Here is an 18,178-nt window from a genome sequence, read left to right on the forward strand (position 1 = left end):
CGACCACAAGCCCACCCAGGACGACCGGGGGCAGCGCCGAGATCTGCGCTTCGCGGTCCAGTTCGGCCAGGCGGCGCTGGAGCCGGGCCTGCAAGTCGTCGGCGCGGCGGCGGGCCTCCTGGGAGTTGAGCCGCGCGCCGGCCCTGCCCGCCTGCTCCTGCAGCTTGAGCTGCTCGGTGCGGTGGTCCCAGTACGTGATATCTTTCGTGAGGCGATCCTTCACCGCGGCGCGGGTCTTCTCGATCCAGGCGAGCCGCCTGCCGCGCACTTCGGCGATGTGCTCGGGCACCACGTTCGCGATGGCGTGGCCCTGCGCTTTCTGCTCGATGCTCTGGCTGGATGCGTGCATGATCCACGCGCACTCGGGCCTGGCAAGCACGTCGGCCGCCGCCGGCTCACCCTCGGCTAGCGGACGGTAGTCGAGGTACGGCGCGTACTGCAAGTGGCGCGTCCGTCCCTCGGCGTCCATCTCGACGTAGAGCAGGCGGCGCGAGATGGTGCGCCGCTCGCCCGACGGCAGCAGGCTCGCGTCCTGAATGGCGTGTTCGAGAGTGAAGAGCACTCGGGGGATCGTGCCGGGGTCGCGCTCGTCTACCAGCACCGTGCCGCGCTTGAGCAGATCTCGGTGGCGCTCGAGGGTGAGGTCGAGCGCGGCATCGAGCAGCGGGTGGCCCGGGCAGACGAAGGCCGCGAGCGGCTGGCCTGGCGGCGCGATCAGCTCCTTTTCGAAGGCGATGCGCTCGTAGCGCGACAGCACCGGATCGCCGGCGCCGATCTGGCGGTCGCGGTTGCGCACCGGCGCGGGCACGTTCTTGATCTCGTAACGGCGCGGCTCGCGCTGGCGAACCGTGCCGCCCAGGCGCTGGAAGGCCTCGAGGAAGAACGACTCGATGTAGTACGGCTGCAGGCGGCGCGCCTCGGCTCGCTCCATCTCTTCGCGGATGCGCGCCACTCGGCTCGAGTCCATCGCGTCGTGGGCGAGCGCGCGCTCCTCGATGAGTCCCTCGAGGTGGGGCCGGTCCACGCCGTGCTCGATGGTGCGGGTGAGGCGGTCGCGGACCTCGGGCTGGTCGCCGTAGCGGACGGCCTCGATCAGCAGGTCGCGCAGCGGCCGGCCGTCGAACTGGAGTTTGCCGAGCACGTCGAAGACCTGACCGCCCAGCGCCTGGCGCGCTTCTTCGAGCTTCTCCAGGAGGCGGCGGTAGACGTCGCCCTCGCGGGTCTCCTCGGCCACCAGGTTCCACAGGTGGCACACCTCGGTCTGGCCGATGCGGTGAATGCGGCCGAAGCGCTGCTCCAGGCGGTTCGGGTTCCAGGGCAGGTCGTAGTTCACCATCAGGTGCGCGCGCTGCAGGTTGATGCCCTCGCCGGCGGCGTCGGTGGCCAGCAGCACTTGGACCTCCGGGTCGTGCAGGAAGCTCTCCTGCGCCTTGCGCCGCTCCTCGCGCCCCATGCCGCCGTGGATCAGGACGAGCGATTGCGGGCGGCCGAGGAGCGAGCCGATCTGGCGTTCGAGGTAAGAAAGCGTGTCACGGTGCTCGGTGAAGATGACGAGCTTCTGGCGCGGAGAAGGGACAGGCTTCGGGATGGCACCGGCGCCGTAGGGCACGGTGGGCTCCGCGACCCGGCCGCCCAGCCCCACCGGAGTGAAGATCTCTCCCAGCAGGTGCGAGAGTTCGCGCCACTTGGTGTCCTGGCCGCTGCGCCGCACCTCGGCGGCGAGGGCTTCGAGGCGGCCGAGGGTGGCGATTTCCGCCTTCAGCTCCGCGACCGTCGCGGCCGCCGTGGCCTGGTCGAGGATCTCTTCTTCGGCAGCCTCGACTTCGTTCTCGGGGGCTTCTTCGAGGTCCTCGACGTCATCGTCGTCCAGCACGGGGCCGGCCGCGACCGGCGCGGGAACCGCGGCGCCGCGCTGCAGGAGCTCCAGTTCGCGCAGCCGTTTCTCCAGCCGCTCGCGCCGGCGGCGCAGCGACTGGTAGATCGCCTCGGGGGACGAGGCCAGGCGTCGCTGCAGGATGGTGAGGGCGAAGCCGATCGTGCCCGCGCGCTTGTCGTTCTGGAGCGCCTCGGCGCGGTTGAACTCCTCGCGGACGTACTCGGTCACTTCCTTGTAAAGGCGTGCCTCCGCGTCCGAGAGCCGATAGGGGACGGTGTAGGCGATGCGCTCGGGGAAGAGCGGCCTGCCGTTGAACTTGAGCAGGTTCTCCTTCACCATGCGGCGCATCAGGTCGGAGACCTCGACCTGGTGCACGCCGTCGCGGAACCTGCCCTCGAACCGGTCGCCGTCGAGCAGCGCCAGGAAGAGCTGAAAGTCCTCCTCCTTGCCGTTGTGCGGCGTGGCGGTCATCAGCAGGAAATGGCGCGTGAGGCCCGAGAGAAGCTGGCCGAGCCGGTAGCGCTTGGTGTATTTGACCTCGCCGCCGAAGAAGGTGGCGGAGAGCTTGTGCGCCTCGTCGCAGACGATCAGGTCGTAGCGACAGTCCGGCGCGCTGAGCTTCTGCTGCACGTCCTCGTTGCGCGACAGCTTGTCCAGGCGCGCGATGGCGAGATCGTTCTCGAGGAACCAGTTGCCGGTACGAGCGGCTTCGAGCTTGTCGTTGGTCAGGATCTCGAAGGGCAGATGAAACCGGCGGTGCAGTTCGTCCTGCCACTGCTCGGCCAGGCTGCCGGGGCAGACGATGAGACAGCGCTTCAAGTCGCCGCGGGCGATCAGCTCCTTGATGAGGAGCCCGGCCATGATCGTTTTGCCGGCACCGGGATCGTCGGCGAGCAGGAAGCGCAGCGGCTGGCGCGGCAGCATCGCTTCGTAGACGGCCGTGATCTGATGCGGAAGCGGCTCAACCAGCGAGGTATGGACCGCGAGCACGGGATCGAAGATGTGCGCGAGACGGATGCGGTGCGCCTCGGCGACGAGGCGGAAGAGCGCGCCATCACCATCGAAGCTCCAGGGACGGCCGGCCTGGACGACCTCGAGGCGTGGCTCGTCGTGCCGGTAGAGAATCTCGTCGGCTACGCGGCCATCCGGTCCGCGATGCACGAGGGTCATCGCGTCCGACCCGTGCCAGGTTACGCTGACGACCGTGACCAGCGCATCCGGCAGGATGCCGCGGATGGTGGCGTCGGGTTGGAGGTCTTCGAGTCTCATGCGGCGGCCCGCCATGCAGCACTGCCGTTGCCCTTGGCGTGGGCGCGGATGAACTCCACCGACTGTACGAACATGCCAGCGGAGCCGCAGCAGGGGTCGTAGACGCGGCCACTGTAGGGTTCGATCATCTCGACCAGGAGTTTGACCACGCAGCGCGGCGTGTAGAACTCGCCGCCCTTCTTGCCCTCGGCGCTGGCGAACTGCGAGAGGAAGTACTCGTAGACGCGGCCGAGCACGTCCTTGGCGCGTGCTTCCTCGTCGCCGACCCGGATGTTGCTGATGAGGTCGATGAGCTGACCGAGGCGCGTCTTGTCGAGCGCCGGGCGGGCGTAGTCCTTAGGCAGGACGGCCTGGAGCGACGGGTTGTCGCGCTCGATGCCGGTCATGGCGTCGTCCACGAGCTGGCCGATAGTGGGCTGCTTGGCTTGGGCTTTCAGATACATCCATCGCGCCTCGGGCGGGACCCAAAAGACGTTGTGCGCGCGGTATTCGTCCGGGTCTTCGGGGTCGGCGCCCTGCGCGCGTTCGGCTTGGAGCTTCGCGTGTTGCTCCTCGAAGGCGTCGGAGATGTACTTGAGGAAGATGAGACCGAGGACGACGTGCTTGTACTCGGCGGCGTCCATGCTGCCGCGCAGGGCATCGGCCATTTGCCAGAGTTGGGCTTCGTAGCCGATTGTCGCGCTGTTAGAGGGCTTTTTCATATTTGACTGCGAGGCATTAGTATACCTTTTTGGAGAAACGCCCTAAAGTTAGGACGGCGGGGCGCCGATAGAAGTACGGGGGCGAGGGCAGGCGGCGGTTGGGCATCTTGGAGGATGGGTTTGCGGCTATGGAACGGGCCGGCCGTGGCGCTTCCTTTGTCCACTACTTGTTTTATGGAGGCCTGCTTATGGCCTTATTCAAACTTGGCGCATTTGCCGAGTACCTGACGGGCAAAGCCGGGAACACCGTGTTCGCCCGCACTAAGAGCGGCACGGTGGCGCGGGATTTTGTAATCCCCACCAACCCGAACACCGACGCGCAGCAGTTTGTCCGCAACAACCTGACGGACTCTTCGACCACATGGCGCACGATGTCGGCCATTCGCGTGAAGGCATGGAATCAGTATGCCAAGAACATCAAGAGGCGGTCTCGCGGCGGCCAGCTGCGGTCGATGAACGGGATTAATGCGTTTACCGCGCTGACGACCAAGTTTCTGCAGGTCAACCCGAACGGCGTTATTCCGATGGATCCGCCGGTTGCGCCGTTTAAGGGCGACCCGATTAGTTTGAGCGCGACGGCCGGAGTGGGCGAGATCGAGTTCACTTCGGACGGCAACAACAGCAATAACGTGAAGACGGAGATTCTGCTGCAGCCGTTGGCCAGCGCCAATCGGAAGCCTCAGAAGGGCGGCTATATTTCGCACGGCTTCTTCAAGATGCAGGCGGGCAATCCGGTTTCGGTGTCTGTACCGACAGGTCATTATGCCGCGGCCTATCGGTTTGTGAACACTCAGACCGGGCAGGATACGGGCATGAGGTTCCTGCCTGTGCTGACGGTGGCGATCTCGATCAGCACGCCTGTAAAGTCGAAGAAGGCGGCGTAATTTGGTTTTGGCGGTATACTATCGATGCCGCTGACGTTTGGCGGCGTCGATCGGACTCTTAATTAACGATGGCCGGGCATGTTTAATCGCCCGGCCACTTCTTGGACGATCTCTCCGTCGGTTGCTTTCCAGTCTCCGTTTATCATCACGCTTCTTGTGTCGCGCTTTGTCGCCAGGTTGAGGATGGCCCATTCGATGTCAGGGCCTTTGGCCGGCGGGAGGCGCAGGATGCTGAGGTCGGCGGCCTTACCGGGTTCGATGGAGCCTGCGACGTGGTCGAGACCGAGGGCTTTGGCGCCGTTCAATGTAATGGATTTGAGCCAGTCGCGTTCGGTAGGGGCATTGGGGCCGTGGAGGGATCGTTGCAGGTTCATGGCCAGTCGGGCTTCGGCGAAGAGGTCTTGATGGGGGCAGCTGACGGCGCCGTCCAGGCCGATAGAGACGGTCGATTGGCGTTGGATTGCGGTAGTCATGGGGGCGATGCCGTTGCTGAGCAGTGCGTTGGAGGATGGGCAATGCGCGATCTTGGCGCCCGATCGAGCGATTAGGTCGAGGTCTTGCTCGGTGGCATGGACGCAGTGTGCAAGGATTGTGCGGTCGGTCAGCGCGCCGATGGAATTGAGGTATTGGATGGGAGTCGCGCTGGGGGATGGCCAAGTTAGTCCCCTGGATTGGTAGAGTTGGGCGAAGGAGCCGCGGGCGTGTAGCGACCATTCCATCTCCGCTGGGGATTCGGAGGCGTGGATGCTGAGTTTCCAATTGCGCTGTTGGGCGCGGTGGAGGATGAGGCGGAAGAGGCTGTCGTGCACGGTGTAGAGGGCATGGGGGGAGGCGCCTATCTCGATCAGGTTGGTTGCGCCTTCTTGTTCGATGGTCTGCCGATGTTGGTCGATTTTGGCTTCGAGTTCGTTAAGGATGGCTTGGTCGTCCATTGTGCTGCCGAGGCCGAAGGCTTCTTGGTAGACGACTCCGCGCAGACCGGCTTTAGCCATACCTATAGCGGTGCGGCCTGTATCGGTGTTATCGCCTACGGTTGTTACTCCGCCCAGGAGCATGGTCGCGCATCCGAGTGCGACCGATCGGTTCCACTGTTCTTCGGTCAGTTCGTTTTTGGCCGCAACCAAGCCACGGATCCACTCGAAGAAGTCGCTGGAGGTGGTCTTGCCGACGAGGGCTGCAAGTTCGAGGTGCGCGTGGGCGTTCACCAGACCGGGGAGGATGGCGCAGTCGTGAAAGTCGAAGTCGGGGGCGCGGTTGGAGGCGGGTCGGATTTGTGCAATGGTTGCGCCTTCAATCACGACTTCGCCGTTTTGGATCGGTGGCGAGGAGACGGGCACGACCCATGAGGCGCGGAGGATCACAGAGGCGTGCTCCAAGCCTGCCACATTTGGTCGTAGGTGATATTTTTGAGATGCAGATCGGCATAGAGGCAGTTGTATCGGAAGCCCGGATCGGAGGGGTTTTCTATGAGGCCGAGGATGCGGTCGCCGTGCCATGCGCCGTTGGCGTCGAACAGGAGATTAACTTCGGCTGCGCGGTCGAACTGACCGACGCGGAGTTCGCGGAAGATCACCTCGGTGCGGAGGAGGTAGCTGCTGCCAAACCGCTCGTAAGAGGTCGGCATGGCGTTGAAGGGTTCGCTGGTAAAGTCTTGCAGCTTATAGCCGATATCGGCGGGGCAGCGCCAGATATCGCGGCTCTTTTGGTAGGGTTGGAGGACTTCGTGCAGCATGGGCATGTCCATGATGCGGATGCGCCATTGCGGAAAGTCGTTCCAGATTTGGGGCGTGAATTTATCGGTGGGATCGACGGCGTAGGGGTATTGCTCGTCGTGATCGTTGGCGTACATCTCCATCGATAGGCCGATTTGTCGCAGGTTGGAGGTGCAGACGGCCTGGCGTCCCTTGCGGCGGGCGGAGTTGAAAACAGGGAAGAGCAGCGCCGCCAGAATGCCGATGATGGCGATGACGGTCAGCAGTTCGACCAGGGTGAACCCTTTGCGCGCGCTCACAAAACTATTATACGGGTTTGTCGGGCGAAGAGTTCATTCGACGATGATGCCGCCGAACTTGCGCGATCGGGATCGGTAGTCTTCGAGCGCGGCTTGGAGATCGGTCGCGTCGAAGTCGGGCCAAAGGGTCTCGGTTATGTGCACTTCGGTGTAGGCGGTCTGCCAGATGAGGAAGTTGCTGAAGCGCATTTCGCCCGCGGTGCGGATGAGGAGATCGGGATCGGGCAGAGACGGTTGATAGAGGGCTTGGGCGAAGCGCTCTTCGGTCAGGTCGTTTGGGTCTATGTTTTGTTGGGCTAGTTTTTTGATGGCATCGATGATTTCGGCTCGTCCGCCGTAGTTGATGGCGAGGTTGACGGTGATTTTGGCGTTGTCTGCGGTTTCTTGCTGCGCGCGGGTGAGGGTTGATTGCAGGGATTCGGGCAGGTCGCCCATCCGTCCGCTGACGAGGATCCTGACGCCGTTGCGCTTCATCACGGGGAGTTCTTCGATGGCGGTTTCTTCGATCAGGCGCATGAGGCCGTCTACTTCTTCTTTAGATCGTCTCCAGTTTTCGGTGCTGAAGGTGTAGAGCGAAAGGTATTGGACGTTGTAATCGGGCGCCATTTGGATGACGCGGCGGGCGGCTTTGTGGCCGTTGGCGTGTCCGACCAGGCGCGGCAAGCCTTGGCGCTCGGCCCAGCGGCCATTGCCATCCATGATGATCGCAACGTGCACGGAGGCGGTCAGACCTCCATCAGTTCGGCTTCTTTCGCGGTCTGGGCTTTTTCGGCCAGTTCCTCGTACTGTTTGGTGATCTTCTGGACCTTTTCTTCGTAGGTGTGGCGGGCGTCTTCGCCGATTTTGTGCTGCTTTTCGAGGGCTCGCAGGTGTTCGACGGCGTCGCGTCGGATGTTGCGGATGGCTACGCGGCCTTCTTCCACGCGCTTGTGCACCTGTTTGATGAGGTCTTTGCGGCGTTCCTCGGTCAGTTGCGGCAAGTTCAGGCGGATGACTGTACCGTCGTTGCTGGGGTTGATGCCTAGGTCGGACTTGAGGATGGCTTTCTCGATGGGTTGGAGCATGTTGCGGTCCCAGGGTTGGATGGCCAGCACGCGGGGTTCGGGCACGGATATATTGGCCATTTGGTGCAGAGGCGTGTCGGTTCCGTAGTAGTCGACGTGAATGCGTTCTAGGAGGGCGGGGTTGGCTCTTCCTGTGCGGTAGCCGCCTAATTCGTGCTTAAGGTGTTCGACGGCGTGTTTCATACGGTCTTCGGCGTCGTGAACGATCTTTTCGACCTGCGCCGTCATGTCCTCGTGAGGTTTGTGCGTCATGATTATGCCTCCTCTAGTTCGTTAGACTTTAGCTTATCGCGCCGACGACGGTGCCGATCGGCTCGCCCATGACCACTCGGAGGGCGTTGCCACGTTCGCGGGCGTTGAAGACGACGACCGGCAGATTGTGGTTCATGCTCATGGTGAATGCTGTCAGGTCCATTACGCCTAGTCGCTGGTCGAGCGCGTCTTGATAGCTAATGGCTGAGTATTTGACTGCGTTTGGGTTTGATTTTGGGTCGGAATCGTAGACGCCATCGACATTGGTGGCCTTCAGCAAGGCGTCGCAATGGAGTTCGACTGCTCTCAGCGCCGCGGCTGTATCGGTTGTAAAGTGCGGATTGCCGGTACCGGCACCGAGGATGACGACTCGGCCTTTTTCGAGGTGTCTCACGGCTCGGCGGCGGATGAACGGCTCGGCGACCATGTGCATGGCGATGGCGCTTTGCACGCGGGTTTCGATTTCGAGACGCTCAAGAGCGCCTTGAAGGGCGATGGCATTGATGACCGTTGCCAGCATTCCCATTTGGTCGGCGGTGGCGTGGTCGATTCCGGTCTTGCTGAAGGAGCTCCCGCGTACGATGTTTCCGCCGCCCACAACGACCGCGACTTGGCATCCCGCTCGGTGGACGTCGGCGACTTCTTGCGCCAGAAAGTTGATCGCATCCGTGTCCAAGCCGACACTGTTTGAGCCGGCAAAGGCCTCGCCGCTCAGTTTGAGCAGGATTCTGCGCCACCGGGGAGGCCTGCCGTTGTCGTTCACGTTGGATTTACTCTCCGACGCCAAATCGGACGAACTGCTTGATTTTTGCGTCTTCGCCGGCCTTCTTGACCAAGTCTTTGATTTTGATGGAAGGGTCTCGGAAGTAGGGCTGCTCTATCAGGACATTAGCCTGGTAGAAGGCCTTTTCCAATCGACCTTGCGCGATTTTGGCGGCTTGTTCGGCTGGCTTGCCTTCGTTGATCGCGCGCTGCGTCTCAATTTCGAGTTCGCTGTCGATGACGTTTTGGGGAACGTCTTCTCGATGGAGATATTGGGCAGGAAAGGCTGCGAGCTGGATGCCGACTTCGTGCGCGGTCTCCCTAAGGACGCTGCTATCGGCAGAGCCGGTCATGTGGACGAGCACGCCGACCTTTTTGTTGTGGTGGAGGTAGGCGTCGACCAGTCCTGAACCGTCGCCAACTTGGACGACGCGCTTCAGTTCGATCTTTTCTCCGATTTTGCCCATGATGCGCTCGAGCGCTTGGCCGATGGTCTCGCCTGCGGCGCTAGACGCTTGATCGAGCAGTTCTTCGACGCTCGACGCTCCAGGCGCTTTGCCGATCATGTCGTTGGCGAGGGCGATGAAGTCGTCGTTCCGCGCCACGAAGTCGGTCTCGCAACGGAGGTCGATCATTGTGCCCTTGGTTCCATCGCTCGATACGGCGGTTGCGATGATGCCTTGGTTGGCCTCGCGATCGGCTCGTTTAGAAGCGATAACCGCGCCTTTTTCTCTAAGAATGGTGCGCGCGGCATCGAGATTGCCGCTCGCCTCTTCTAGGGCTTTTTTTACGTCCATGAAGCCCGCGCCGGTTTCGTCTCGGAGCTCCTTTATCATTTGTGGGGTTACCATGCTATCACTCCTCATCGGCAAAGCCGAACTTTCGCGCCAGATCGAACTCGTCCTCAACGCCTTTGGCGCTCGGTTCTTCGTCGTCCTTTCCGATCGACTTTGCTTTGGATTTGCTTGCTTTGGGTTTGTCGGTCGGGATGTCCTCGCCAAAAAGACGGCCATATTCGGCCACCTGGTCCTCTGGCAAGGGCGCTTCTTCCTCGATTTCGGGCAGTTCGATCGGTATTTCGTCATCCTGCCATTCCATTTGTTTTTCTTCGACGATCGTGTCGGCGATTCGGCCAGAGATCAGTCGAATAGAGCGGATCGCGTCGTCGTTGCCAGGAATGGGGAAGTTGACGTCTGCCGGGTCGCAGTTGGTATCAACGATACCGACGGTTGGGATTTGGAGCCTTCTGGCTTCTAGCGCCGCTGTGTGCTCTTGCTTGAGATCGACGAGGAAGAGGGCTGCGGGCATGCCGGGCATGTCCTTGATGCCGCCGAGGTTCCTCTCCAGTTTTTCCAACTCCTTGTTGAGTTTGGACGCTTCCTTTCGGGGCAGGCTTTCGAACTCGCCTTCGTTCTTCATTCGCTCGAGTTCCTTCAGTCGGCGAATGCGCGATTGGATCGTCTTATAGTTGGTCAGCGTGCCGCCCAGCCACCGATGCGTAACGTAGTATTGATGGCTTTTCTTGGCGGCTTCTCTGATCGCTTCTTGGGCCTGTTTCTTGGTTCCGACGAAGAGGATGTGGCCGCCCTCGTTGATCGTCTCCTTGATGAAGTTGACCGCTGTGTTGAACATCTCCATCGTTTGGTGGAGATCGATGATGTAGATTCCGTTGCGCGCCCCGTAGATATGCTTCTTCATCTTAGGGTTCCAACGGCGAGTGTGGTGTCCGAAGTGAACTCCGGCCTCCAGCAGCTCTTTCATTGTGATCTGAGCCAATTGTTTAACCTCCAGGGTTTGTCCGCTCGCGCCGTCAGCCTCGATATCGACCCGGAATGATCCAGGCACCCCGACCGAGTCGGGCGCGATGCGAAATAGTGTTCGATTAGTGTACCCGATGGCTGTATCCCGGCAATTGGATCGGGTATACTACTATATCCTGCGTACACCCTTCTGCGAGGCGCTATGAGTTCGGAAATCGGTCGAGACGTCATCTTAATGTCCATCGAAGAGGAGATGAAGCGCTCCTACATGGATTACGCCATGAGCGTAATCGTTGCACGAGCGCTTCCCGACGTTCGCGATGGGCTAAAGCCGGTCCAACGTCGCATTCTCTTTGCGATGAAGGAGTTGGGTTTGACGCCGGACAACCCGCACACAAAGTGCGCCAAGGTTTGCGGTCAGACTCAGAGCGATTTTCACCCTCACGGCACCGAGGTCATCTATCCCACATTGGCTCGGATGGCGCAGGATTTTGCCATGCGCTACGTGTTGGTGGACGGGCAAGGCAACTTTGGAAGCGTCGATGGCGATCCGCCAGCGGCGATGCGCTATACCGAGTGTCGGATGGCGCCTATTTCGTCCGAGATGCTGGCCGACATCGATAAGGACACGGTCGATTGGGTGCCCAACTATTTGCAGGAGAGAGAAGAGCCGACAGTCTTTCCTACCAAGTTTCCCAACTTGCTGTGCAACGGCTGCCAAGGCATCGCCGTGGGCATGGCAACGAACATTCCGCCGCACAATTTGACCGAGGTGGTGGACGGCACTATCTATCGCCTTGAGAACCCCGATTGCGATCTGAACGATTTGATGAAGTTCATCCCCGGGCCAGATTTTCCGACCGCTGGTTTGATCTTGGGCACGCGCGGCATTCGACAGGCCTACGAATCGGGTCGCGGATCGATTGTGATGCAGGCCAAAACGCAGATCGAACCGATGGACGGCGGCAAGAGCGCGATCGTCGTAACCGAACTGCCATACCAGGTGAACAAGCAGCGGCTGGTGGAGCAGATCGCGGAGTTGGTGAAACAGAAGAAGGTGGACGGCATCACCGATCTGAACGACTATACCGATCGCACGGGGATGCGGGTCGTCATTGAGTGCCGCCGAGATGTGCAGCCGAACCGCATTCTTAACTTTTTGCTGAAGCACACCAGCCTGAGAACGACTTTTGGCGCAAACATGCTGGCACTGGTCAATGGCGTGCCTAGGGTCTTGTCTCTAATCGATCTAATCGACAATTTTGTCAGCCATCGAAAGATTGTTATTCGTCGCCGTACGCTGTTCGAACTCTTTAGAGCAAAGAGCCGCGCGCATGTGTTGGAAGGCTTGCAGATCGCGATGCGCTTTTTGGACGAGATCATTGCGCTCATTCGAGCGGCCGAGTCGGCCGAGGTCGCGCGACGGCAAATGATGACGCGGTTTGGGCTGACCATGATCCAGGCCGATGCGATATTGAACATGCAGCTGCGACAATTGGCTCGGTTGGAGCAGCAGAAGTTGGAGGACGACTACAAGAACTTGTTGCTCGAGATTGGTCGATTGGATTACATTCTGGCCGATGAGAAGCGTATCGAGCAGATATTGAAGGATGAGTTGAAGCAAGTCAGAGACAAGCACGGCGATGAGCGGCGCACGAAGATCATGCTGCGCGAAGCGGACGAGATTACCGATGAGGAGCTGATTCCCGAGGAAGAGGGGTTGATTACGATCACGCGCGACGGCTATATCAAGCGGGTGAGCTTTGACGCCTATCGTTCGCAGAAGCGGGGCGGCAAGGGTGTGATCGCGGCGACCACTAAGGAAGAGGACGAAGTGTCTCAGCTCTTCCAAGTCAGCACTCACCATTACATGCTGTTCTTTACGGATCGGGGGAAGGTGTACCGGCTGAAGGCTTACGAGATTCCGGAGGTCGGGCGTCAGGCGAAAGGTACGCCGATCATCAACTATATCAACATCGATTCCGATGAGAAGGTTACAGCTGCGCTGGCCATTCGGGATTTCAGCGGTGGCGGTTACTTCACCTTTGTAACGCGCCAGGGCGAGATCAAGCGCACGGCTAAGAAGGAGTTTGCAAACCTTCGCAGCAACGGTCTGATCTGTTTCGACATCGAAGAGGGCGACGACTTGCTTTGGGTGATTCCGACCTCGGGCGAGGATGAGCTTGCCCTGATCACTGAGCGCGGGATGTCGATCCGTTTTCACGAGAAGGGCGTCCCTTCGAGAGGTCGGCCTGCGGGCGGCGTGCGCGGCATAAGGCTTGGCAAGGACGATCGGGTGGTAGCGGCGGTTAAGGTGGCGGCCAAAGAGTCGCTGTTGATCGTTTGCGAGCATGGGTATGGCAAGAGGACTCCGCTTGAAGAGTATCGCATTCAAAGCCGGGGCGGCAAGGGCATTATCACCATGAACGTAAAGGGCAAGGCGGGCTTGGTGGTGGGCGCCGAAGTGGTCGATAACAAGTCTCGCATCTTGCTGATCACGGCGCAGTCGAAGGGCATTCGGATCACGATGAACGAGCTTCGGCAGATCGGTCGGAACACTCAAGGCGTGCGGCTGATCAACCTGGGTTCGGACGATCGTGTGAACGCTATAGCGAAACTGGTGCTGAACGACGAGCAGTTAGAGGCTGAGATGGCAACTGAGCGTAGCGAGGATTGACGGAGTTTAGGGCGCAATCTGAACCCTAAACCCTCCAAGCCATGAGCCTTGACATTCGGCCGTGCCCGTCATGCCTTCGCCCACGACGTTGAATACTTCGAACGAAGTCTTAAACTCGGTCATCTTGCCGTCTCCCAGGTCTAAACAGACAAAGTACTTAAGGTCGGGCGACGAGTCGTAGTACATGGTAACCGTCTCGCCCGTGGGCAAAATGGCGAACTTTGCCACGACTGCAACATTTTCGTAGGTTACGATTGGGCCGCGAGAGCCCGTCTTATCTAAGTAAATCCCATAACCGACCACTGTGGCCACCAGGGCTATTCCGAGTAGGAACAATAGACCGAAGAAGCCGCCTAGCGCCACCAAGCCCGGGATTCTATAAAGCAGCCCTAAAAGGCCGCCAAACAAGCCGAACACGATCCATCCGACGAAGCCGACAGCAAGGCAGACCATACCAAAATTGAACGCGGGGGACATCCAGCCAGATCGCTTGTCGGGATGCAATTGGTTGTTTACCCCTGCCTTCGGACGAGTTCGGTGATCGCAATAGGGGCAAAGGGGGAGGTGCAGCCCTTTGGCGTTGGATAGTCGCGATAGGCACCGAGTTTTTCGCCAATCGCGATGGCGCGATCTCGGTGCGCGGGGTGATGGATGCCGATCTCGATAAGACAGAAGTTCATCGTCCAGCGAGCAAGTTCGGGCGCATCCTTCATTTCGCGTTCGATGCGGTCGAGGAGCGCCCCGATGTCGATCCCTTCGGGAGTTTTAGCAACGCGCTCGGTCGTCAGGCTCCAGCCTGCGCGTCCGGCCGTTGGGTGATTGTCGGCCATCCATTTGAGGCGCAGGTTTTCCTTTTCCGAGTGATTCTTGACCACGTAGTTGGTCAGCCAGTCGGCCAGGTGGCCATAGTCCACAGAGCGCACCATTTTGTCCAACTCGCCCGCAGAGACGTCCTTAGGTTTTAGAATCAGAATCGCCAAGAAGCGAGCCTCGAGATTGCCGGTAGCCCAAAGTTGATCTGCGAGGGCGCGATCGGTCTTGATCTTCTTTGCCAGCGTGCGAAGGTCGCCCAATTTGACGCCAAACTGGTTGTCGCCCGCGCCGTTCTTGGCGTTTATCTTAAAGACCTGTTCGTTTCCGAGCGATTTCAGCTCGGCCATTACTTGATCAACAGTCATAGGCTGAGGTCTCCTGCTAATCGAACTTCCAATGGACCTCGGCGTCGTTGTGGAGCGTTTGGATGTAGTTCAGCTGCCCATCGTGGTAGGACAGATGGGTCGCAACGATGTTGATCATCTCCATGGGCGAGGTTTTGCCTTGGGGAAGTTCGATCGTTTCGTACAATTTATCTTCTGGCAGAGCTTGCCATGCGGAAAGCACCGCATCGCTCGCAGAGCGAAACTCCGAGATCAGCCGGTCGCGATGGCGAAACTCTTCGGGCGCTCTCATAAAGCCCTCGGTCGTCGGCCACGGGCCAGGGTCTTCGCCTCTTAGGCGCGTGGCGATGCGCTGGTTCACATAGAGGGTCTCGTAGGTGAAGTCGTAACCGGATCGGCATGTTTGGTTAGGACAGTGCGAAAGTTGTTCGTGAGACATGGCTTCCAGATCTTCCACGTACATCTTTGAAGATTCTTGAATGCGACGGGCAATGTATTCTTTGACGGATTCCATACCGCCCTCCTTGTTCTTAAGTTTGTTCTGGCGTGGTTTCGCCTAGCAGATGTCGCATCAAGTATATCTGTCCGACATGATAGGCCACATGATACGACAGATAACGCAGGTGTCCTCCAACCGTTTTGTCGGGCGCCCAAGCTTTGGGCATTGGAGCATCGACCGTTTGCTCCAATTCTCTCAAGCGCGCAACGACGCTTCGATGAACGTTTTGCCACTCGGATTGGATCGCGCTCAGCTCCATCGTCGCTAAATCGTTGTGTATAGGGCTGTTCAGCATCTCTGGCGGGTACCAAAAGGTCGGTTGTAACAGTCGGCTTTCTACCGGCCATTCGTCTTGGCTGCGCTCGTCCAGGAAGCCGAAAACCCCCAATGCCTCGCAATAGGCGATGTGGGCGACCTGCTCGCTGATAGAGAGAGTTTGGGGGTTGATCCGAACGTGCAGGTGCGAGGGTTCTACGCCGTCTAAGGCGCGATCGGCGTCCAGATAGTTGAACTCCAGCGAATCGACAATGGACTGGTATTCGATCATTCTAGGGCTCTCTCCATACGCCGTCTTGCTTGAGCAGCGCGATCAGTTCGTCTACGCCGGATTCGGCCGGAACGTCGTTTTTGATCAGTTCGCGCCGCCTATAGAGCGCGATCTTTCCCGGCCCGCGACCTACGTAGCCGTAGTCTGCATCGGCCATCTCGCCCGGCCCGTTGACGATGCAGCCCATTACGGCAATGTCCAGCCCGACTAAGTGCTTAGTGGCCTCGCGCACTTGGTTGAGCACAGTCGGCAGATCGAACTTCGTACGGCCACAACTGGGGCAGGCGATGTATTCTACGCGGGTTTTTCTGAGGCCCAAGGCTTGGAGAATGCCGTAGCAGGCTTCGATCTCGTTCACCGGGTCTTCGGCCAGAGATACTCGGATTGTGTCGCCGATGCCTTGTTCGAGCAATGTGCCGATGCCGATGGCGCTCTTGATTCGGGCGTACTCGCCATCGCCGGCCTCGGTAACGCCCAGGTGGATCGGGTAGTCGTAACCGCGCTTGTCCAGTTCGCTGGCCAGCAGGCGATTTGCAGAGAGCATCACGGCCACACGGCTCGCCTTCATCGAGATAATAATGTCGTGAAAGCCTCGCTCGCGGCAAATCTCAACGTACTCAAGCGCGCTGGCTGTCATGCCTTCCGGCGTATCGCCGTAAGTTACCAGAATGCGTTCGGAAAGGCTGCCATGGTTGACACCGATGCGCATAGCGATGCCGCGCTTTTTGCAGGCATCGACGACCGGGCCAAACGTAGAGCGAACGGCGGCCAACTCTTGATCGATCTCGGCTTGACTGTATTCGAGCCGCGAGGGATCGGGCTTGCGAAAGACAAAGAGCCCTGGGTTGACGCGCACCTTATCGACGTGTTTGGCCGCTTCGATGGCGATCTCCATGCCTTGGTGGTGCACGTCGGCGACCAAGGGAATGTCCTGTCGGCCCATTCGCTTTAATTCGGCTCTGATTTCGCCCGCCGATTCGGCTTCGCGCAGGTTGGCTGTGGCGAACCGGACGATTTCTGCGCCCGCGTCGGCCAGCTGGACGATCTGGTTCGCGGCGGCCTTGGCGTCCAGGGTCGAGGCCGTGATCATCGACTGCACCCGGATGGGATTTCTTCCGCCGACGCCGATAGGGCCGACTTGGACTTCTCGCGTCCTGCGTCGCGCATCGAATCCCGCTATGTTGACCAGGCCGGTTTGCATGGAACGATTATGACAGAAGGCCGCCGCGCGCGTTGGGTATGCTTTGGGGCGTTTGCGGCGGCTACAACAAAAAATGCGGAGGCTGGATGAATGAGCGAACTTTTGGCGGCGAGCTTGGTGCGAGACGTGCCCGACTTTCCGAAGCCGGGGATTATATTCAAGGACATCACCCCGATCTTGCAGCACCATGCGGCGCTACAGCAAGCCATCGATAAGATGTCCGAGTCGGTCTCTCGCATGAAGCCGGACGTCATCGTGGGCATTGAATCGAGAGGATTCGTTTTCGGCGTGCCTATCGCGCTCAATCTTGGTTTGGGTTTTGTGCCGGTGCGCAAGTTGGGCAAGCTTCCTCACGACCGCATCACCGAGGAGTACGCTTTGGAGTACGGCATCAACACCGTAGAGATGCACCGCGATGCTATTCATCCGGGCCAGGGCGCTGTCATTGTGGACGATCTATTGGCTACGGGCGGCACCGCGGCGGCGGCTATGCGGCTGATCGAGCGGTTGGGCGGCGAGACGCGCGGCATGTCGTGTTTGATCGAGCTGACCTTCTTGCACGGCCGCAAAGCGCTGAGGGGTATCGATCTCGTACCGCTGATACAATATTAGGAGAGAGGTAAGATTCAAGGAGCAATGTCGGGAGAGCCATTGACGAACGGGCGTTCGAACCTGGCCGAGAAGGCGCGGGCAGAGGGCGATAAGTATTTGAGAGCGGGGCGGATCGAGGAGGCCTTTCGAAGCTATCGCCAGGCCATCAGTGCCGATCAGAACGCGCCGGAGCGACACATTCACCTGGGCGATGCGTACGCCTATGCCGACATGTCGGCGCAAGCCGTCGCGCAGTATCGAAAGGCGAAGAAGATGAACCCGCGCGATCCGGAGCCGTACTTTGCCTTGGGTGAGATTTACAGGCGATATGGTCAGTTCGAGGCGTCTATCGCGCACTTTGAGAAGGCCGTGGAACTGAGGCCGGACGCCGCTTTTTACTGCTTCAAGTTTGCGGAGACGCTGATGGTGGCCGACCGGCCCGGTCGTGCGGTCGAGATGGGCCGAGAAGCGGTCAATCGCGATCCGAGCAACGGATTCTATCGTTTTTGGCTGGCCGATCTGTTGGAGACATGCGGCGAAGCGGAAGAGGCCGTGCAGGAGATGGAGATTGCCGCGCTACTGACGCCCGAAGACGACTACTATCAGTTTCGTCACAGCGTGCTTTGTATGCGGGTAGGCGATTTGGCGGCCGCGATTGCTGCGATCGGGCGCGCGCTTCAGATCAACCCGAACAGTCAGCTTTATGCCGCGTTCTTGGGCGACGCGCTGAGCGCGTTGGGGCGGACGACGCAGGCGCAAGAGGCGTATAAACTGGCGGGCGATTTAGACCCTTACGACGCCGAGATGCTGCGCCGGGCAAGGCGGCAGATCGGGTAGCGAGAGTAGCAAGGTTAGATCGCCGTCCTTCCGGTCGGCTTTCCGAACAGGTCTTCGTATTGGCTCCGTTTGTACTCAAAATTGTGCTAC

The 18,178-nt window shown here is 59.8% G+C and carries 17 protein-coding genes and 1 pseudogene; 4 read left to right on the forward strand and 14 right to left on the reverse strand.

Going from position 1 to position 18,178, the window contains the following annotated elements; translation table 11 throughout:
* Positions 1-3,145: DEAD/DEAH box helicase (locus HUU60_03050; protein NUL81684.1), on the reverse strand; the 3,145-nt coding region annotated here is incomplete at its 3' end.
* A gap of 20 nt (positions 3,146-3,165) precedes the next feature.
* Positions 3,166-3,846 (reverse strand): annotated as a pseudogene (locus tag HUU60_03055) (SAM-dependent DNA methyltransferase).
* 188 nt (positions 3,847-4,034) lie between these two features.
* Between HUU60_03055 and HUU60_03060 the strand changes: the two are divergent.
* Entirely contained in the window at positions 4,035-4,730 is a 696-nt protein-coding gene (locus tag HUU60_03060; protein NUL81685.1) for a hypothetical protein, read from the forward strand.
* Positions 4,731-4,792: 62 nt separating this feature from the next.
* On the opposite strand, the gene HUU60_03065 is transcribed toward HUU60_03060, so the two are convergent.
* The 7 genes from HUU60_03065 to rpsB are packed head-to-tail and all read right to left on the reverse strand — an operon-like array spanning position 4,793 to position 10,595.
* A complete protein-coding gene (locus tag HUU60_03065; GenBank protein NUL81686.1) occupies positions 4,793-6,091 on the reverse strand; it encodes an amidohydrolase family protein in 1,299 nt (432 codons plus the stop codon).
* The gene (locus HUU60_03070) at positions 6,088-6,741 is read right to left on the reverse strand and encodes a type II secretion system protein (protein ID NUL81687.1); all 654 of its coding nucleotides are present in this window, start codon (positions 6,739-6,741) and stop codon (positions 6,088-6,090) included. The genes HUU60_03065 and HUU60_03070 overlap by 4 nt, the downstream gene beginning before the upstream one ends.
* 33 nt (positions 6,742-6,774) lie before the next feature.
* Positions 6,775-7,470, reverse strand: a complete 696-nt coding sequence (gene uppS / locus HUU60_03075) for a di-trans,poly-cis-decaprenylcistransferase (protein ID NUL81688.1) — start codon at positions 7,468-7,470, stop codon at positions 6,775-6,777.
* Positions 7,467-8,033, reverse strand: a complete 567-nt coding sequence (gene frr, locus HUU60_03080) for a ribosome recycling factor (protein ID NUL81689.1) — start codon at positions 8,031-8,033, stop codon at positions 7,467-7,469. Before frr ends, uppS begins: the two co-directional genes overlap by 4 nt.
* 52 nt (positions 8,034-8,085) lie before the next feature.
* Complete coding sequence (locus HUU60_03085) at positions 8,086-8,820, reverse strand: UMP kinase (GenBank protein NUL81690.1); 735 nt, start codon at positions 8,818-8,820, stop codon at positions 8,086-8,088.
* Between the two features lie 7 nt (positions 8,821-8,827).
* Complete coding sequence (tsf, locus tag HUU60_03090) at positions 8,828-9,655, reverse strand: translation elongation factor Ts (protein NUL81691.1); 828 nt, start codon at positions 9,653-9,655, stop codon at positions 8,828-8,830.
* A 19-nt stretch (positions 9,656-9,674) separates the two neighbouring features.
* The gene (gene rpsB, locus HUU60_03095) at positions 9,675-10,595 is read right to left on the reverse strand and encodes a 30S ribosomal protein S2 (GenBank protein ID NUL81692.1); all 921 of its coding nucleotides are present in this window, start codon (positions 10,593-10,595) and stop codon (positions 9,675-9,677) included.
* A gap of 186 nt (positions 10,596-10,781) precedes the next feature.
* On the opposite strand from rpsB, the gene gyrA reads away from it, so the two are divergent.
* Complete coding sequence (gyrA, locus tag HUU60_03100) at positions 10,782-13,256, forward strand: DNA gyrase subunit A (GenBank protein ID NUL81693.1); 2,475 nt, start codon at positions 10,782-10,784, stop codon at positions 13,254-13,256.
* Positions 13,257-13,262: 6 nt separating this feature from the next.
* Here the strand turns inward: gyrA and HUU60_03105 are convergent, their stop codons facing one another.
* From HUU60_03105 to ispG, 5 genes are read right to left on the reverse strand one after another with little or no spacing between them, the layout of a single operon-like run.
* Positions 13,263-13,709, reverse strand: a complete 447-nt coding sequence (locus HUU60_03105) for a hypothetical protein (protein NUL81694.1) — start codon at positions 13,707-13,709, stop codon at positions 13,263-13,265.
* Between the two features lie 59 nt (positions 13,710-13,768).
* A complete protein-coding gene (locus HUU60_03110) occupies positions 13,769-14,434 on the reverse strand; it encodes a DNA alkylation repair protein (protein NUL81695.1) in 666 nt (221 codons plus the stop codon).
* A gap of 16 nt (positions 14,435-14,450) precedes the next feature.
* Complete coding sequence (locus HUU60_03115) at positions 14,451-14,927, reverse strand: DinB family protein (protein ID NUL81696.1); 477 nt, start codon at positions 14,925-14,927, stop codon at positions 14,451-14,453.
* A gap of 16 nt (positions 14,928-14,943) precedes the next feature.
* A complete protein-coding gene (locus HUU60_03120; GenBank protein NUL81697.1) occupies positions 14,944-15,459 on the reverse strand; it encodes a DinB family protein in 516 nt (171 codons plus the stop codon).
* A 1-nt stretch (position 15,460) separates the two neighbouring features.
* A complete protein-coding gene (ispG, locus tag HUU60_03125; GenBank protein NUL81698.1) occupies positions 15,461-16,660 on the reverse strand; it encodes a (E)-4-hydroxy-3-methylbut-2-enyl-diphosphate synthase in 1,200 nt (399 codons plus the stop codon).
* 90 nt (positions 16,661-16,750) lie between these two features.
* Here ispG and HUU60_03130 point away from each other — a divergent pair, with 90 nt between their 5' ends.
* Together HUU60_03130 and HUU60_03135 are read left to right on the forward strand one after the other, a co-directional pair.
* Positions 16,751-17,272 carry an adenine phosphoribosyltransferase gene (locus HUU60_03130; protein ID NUL81699.1) on the forward strand — a complete coding sequence of 174 codons (522 nt, stop codon included), beginning with the start codon at positions 16,751-16,753 and terminating at the stop codon, positions 17,270-17,272.
* A gap of 24 nt (positions 17,273-17,296) precedes the next feature.
* Positions 17,297-18,088 carry a tetratricopeptide repeat protein gene (locus tag HUU60_03135; protein ID NUL81700.1) on the forward strand — a complete coding sequence of 264 codons (792 nt, stop codon included), beginning with the start codon at positions 17,297-17,299 and terminating at the stop codon, positions 18,086-18,088.
* Positions 18,089-18,178: the final 90 nt, after the last annotated feature.

The sequence above is a fragment of the Armatimonadota bacterium genome (assembly GCA_013359125.1).
Lineage (GTDB): Bacteria > Armatimonadota > Fimbriimonadia > Fimbriimonadales > GBS-DC > JABWCR01.